General features: G+C 74.3%; 5 protein-coding genes. All 5 read right to left on the bottom strand.

Annotation, left to right across the window (positions count from 1 at the left end):
* The coding region (locus tag MNZ39_RS23705) for an Hpt domain-containing protein (protein WP_242341545.1) at window positions 1-445 on the bottom strand (445 nt) is incomplete at its 3' end.
* A 242-nt stretch (window positions 446-687) separates the two neighbouring features.
* Window positions 688-1056, bottom strand: coding sequence for a response regulator (locus tag MNZ39_RS23700; RefSeq protein ID WP_242341544.1), 369 nt, complete (start codon window positions 1054-1056; stop codon window positions 688-690).
* A gap of 43 nt (window positions 1057-1099) precedes the next feature.
* The gene (locus MNZ39_RS23695; RefSeq protein WP_242341543.1) at window positions 1100-1516 is read right to left on the bottom strand and encodes a chemotaxis protein CheW; all 417 of its coding nucleotides are present in this window, start codon (window positions 1514-1516) and stop codon (window positions 1100-1102) included.
* Between the two features lie 4 nt (window positions 1517-1520).
* Entirely contained in the window at window positions 1521-2909 is a 1389-nt protein-coding gene (locus MNZ39_RS23690; protein WP_242341542.1) for a methyl-accepting chemotaxis protein, read from the bottom strand.
* Between the two features lie 59 nt (window positions 2910-2968).
* A partial coding sequence (locus MNZ39_RS23685; protein WP_242341541.1) for a thiamine-monophosphate kinase occupies window positions 2969-3426 on the bottom strand: 458 nt, incomplete at its 5' end.

Below are 3426 nucleotides of genomic sequence, written 5' to 3'. Positions count from 1 at the left end.
CGGGCGGCTCGACCGGCGCGGGTGCTGCCGGCGATGGCCCGGGCGCGCCGCGATAGCGCGCCGCCGCCTCGGCGAGCCGGGCCGAGAGGACGGGCTCCTCGGCCGGCGAGCCGCCCTTCGCCGCCTCCTGCACCATCGCCTGCAGGGCGTCGCCCGCGGCGAGGAGGAGATCGACCGCGGCGGAGTCGAGCCGGGCGGGGGCGGCGCGGAAGAGCGCGACGAGGTCCTCCAGGCGGTGCGCCAGCGCGGCGATGCCGTCGAGCTGCATCGAGGCGCTCATCCCCTTCACGCTGTGCGCGTGGCGGAAGAGCGCGTCCACGATCTCGTTGCGCGCGGCGGAGGGCGGCGCCCGCTCGAGGCGGACGAGCTCGCGCCCGAACGCGGCGAGGTGCTCCCCCGCCTCGCTCGCGAACAGACCCAGGTACTTCTGGAGATCGAGCGCCACGGCTCCCCGGGCGCTAAACGACAGTTCGCGATGCGCGTTCACCTTCGGTGACGCGCGTCGCGCTGTCGTTCAGCCAGGTTCGAACGGGGGCTGCGCCCCCGCCCCGCCGAGCGAAGCTCGTCGGGCCCCCACCCCGGCCGGCCGGCCCCGGGGCCACCCCGCGCGCGGCTGCGCCGCTTCCGCGGCGTCGCCCCGGCGGGCTCGCTTCGCTCGCTGAGCGTTTCGGGACCATGATCGCTCGTTCAGGCCTCGCCCAGGACCTTCTTCACGACGGAGAGGACGTCCTCCGCCTTGAACGGCTTCACGATGAAGTCGCTCGCGCCGGCCTCGATGGCCTCCATCACCAGCGACTCCTGGCCGAGCGCGCTGCACATCACGATCACCGCCTTGTGGTCCTGCTTGACGATGTCGCGCGTCGCCTCGATGCCGCTCTTGAACGGCATCACGATGTCCATGGTGGTGAGGTCGGGCTTCAGCTCCCGGTACTTCTCGACCGCCTCGAGCCCGTTCGCGGCCTCGCCGACGACCTCGAAGCCGGAGCCCGAGAAGATGTCCTTGATCATGTTCCGCATGAAGATCGCGTCGTCGACGATCAGGACTCGCTTCGCCATCGGCCTACCTCTCCCCCGAAGGTGTCCTTCGGAACCTATCACATCACCTACCGCCGAACAGCCGGACCGCTTCGCTCGCGACGGCGTCCGCCCCGAGCACCGTCACGGCGCCCGCGCGCGACGCCGCGACGCCGCGCACGAGCCCCTCGCCACCGCGACCCTCCGGCGTGATCGCCTCGACGCCGAGCACGCCGCCGATGAGGAGCCCGAGCGCGCGCCGGGCGTGGTCGAGGACGATCACCTGCCCCGCGGACGGCTCGAGCGCCTGCGCCGCCAGGCCGACGAGGGGGGCGAGGTCCACCACCGCGATCACCCGCCCGCGCAGGTTCATGACCCCGCGCACCGCCTCGGAGGCGCGCGGCACGCGGGCGAAGGGCGGCTGGGGCAGCACGACCTCGCGCACCGCCTCGAGCGGCAGCGCGAACCGCTCCCTGCCGAGGCGGAAGAGGACGTGCCGCACGCGCCTAGCCGAGCCGGAACCGCGAGACGACCGCCTGGAGCTCGAGCGAGAGGTTCGTGAGCTCCTGCGCCGCGCCGGCCATCTGCGCGACCGCCGCGGTCTGCTCGGCGGTGACCTTGCGCACCTGCTCGGTCTGGCTCGCGTTCGAGGAGGCGACGTCCGAGATGTGGTCCATCGCCTGGACCATGTCGGCCGAGCCCTGGAGCTGGTCGCGGGCGGCCTGGGAGATGACGCCCACCTTGTCCGCCCCGGTGGCGGCGATCTTGGCGATGTCGGCCAGGGTGCGGATGATGGCGTTCAGGTCCTCGCGCCCCTCGCCGAGCTCGGAGACCGACTCCTTCATGGTCTCGACCACCTTGCCCGCGCGGCCGGAGATGTCGGTCGCGAGCGAGGAGATCTGCTCCGCGGAGCGCCCGGCGGACTCGGCGAGCTTGCGGACCTCCTCGGCGACCACCGCGAAGCCGCGGCCGTACTCGCCGGCGCGGGCCGCCTCGATGGTGGCGTTCAGGGCGAGCAGGTTCGTCTGGTTCGCGACCTGGGTGATCGCCTCCACGATCTTGGAGATCTCCTTCGTGCGCTCGCCGAAGGCGAACACCTGCTCGCTCGCGGCCTCGATGCGGGCGAACACCTTCTTCACCTTCTCGCCGGCGAGCCGGGCGGCGTCGCCGCCGGCGGCGGCCGACTGGCTCGTCTCCGCCGAGGCGCGCGCCGCCTCCTCCGCGCTGCGCGCCGTCGCCTCGATGGACGCGGCGATCTCCCCGATCACCTTGGAGGTCCGCTCCACGAGCTCCGACTGCTGCCCGGCGCCGACCGCGATCTTCTCCATGGAGGAGGCGACCTCGTCCGTCGAGGCGTTCACCTCCTCGGCGCTCTGCTGCAGCTCGTTCGCCGAGTCGGCCACCGACTGCGCCGTCCGCTGGATGCGCGACACGAGGTCGCGCAGGTTCTCCTGCATGGTGCGGATGGCGTAGGTCAGCTCGTCGATCTCGTCGTGGGCGGTGCGCTGCTCCTCCGACACCACCGCCTTGGAGAGGTCGCCGCGGCTGATCTCGACGGCGCTCCCGCGCAGGCGGGCGAGGCGCGACACCCGCGCCACGGCGAGGGTGAGCACGATGCCGAGGAGCAGGGTGAGGGCGAGCACCGCCAGGCCCGCCACGAGCGGGCTCTGCACGCGCTCGCGGATCTCCGGCACCGCGAAGAGCAGCACCGCGCCCACGACGAGGTAGCTGAAGAGGATCTTCTTCTCGAGCGAGACCGGCACGCCGGCGAGCGGCGGCGTCGCCCTGGGCGCCGCCTCGGCCGCGCGCCCGCGCAGGGCGACGAGGTGCGGCGCGTCCTGCCAGCGCGCGCTCGGGCGGGTGGACAGTCGCTCGTCTCGGCTCGCTCGCGGCAAGGGTGCCCCTCTCCAAGGCGTGGGACGGCGGGGCGATCCTAGACGCGCCCTGCGCCAAGTCAAAGAGCGGTGGGTGCGCGGAGGTGGTCGTGACCGCGCCGCTCGACCTCGACCGCCGCGCCGGTGGGGCCGACGACGCGCACGCTGCGTCCCCGCACGAAGCGGCCGATGACGGTGAGGGGGGTGCGGGCCTTCGCCGCCGCCGCGCGCGCGGCGGGGAGGAGGGAGGGCGCGAGGGCCACCACGAGCTCGTAGTCCTCGCCGCCGGAGAGCGCTGCGTCGCGGGCCGCGCCGGAGCGGTGGGCGAGCCGCTCCGCGGCGGCGGAGAGCGGCAGATCGGCGACGCCGATGCGGGCCCCCACCCGCGAGGCCTCGCACAGGTGGGCGAGGTCCTGCACGAGCCCGTCGGACACGTCGATGGCGGCGCGGGCGACGCCGGCGAGGGCGCGCCCCGCGGCGAGGCGCGGCGTGGGCCGGCGCTGGCGGCGGACGAGCGCGGCCGGTGCGCCGGGAGCCC

The organism is Anaeromyxobacter sp. SG66 (assembly GCF_022690805.1).
GTDB lineage: Bacteria > Myxococcota > Myxococcia > Myxococcales > Anaeromyxobacteraceae > Anaeromyxobacter > Anaeromyxobacter soli.
This window is presented reverse-complemented; position numbering and strand designations above follow the sequence as displayed.

Bases quoted from the DNA above. Each gene is read 5' to 3' on its own strand.
- MNZ39_RS23700 (WP_242341544.1), bottom strand. From the start codon at position 1,056: ATGGCGAAGCGAGTCCTGATCGTCGACGACGCGATCTTCATGCGGAAC.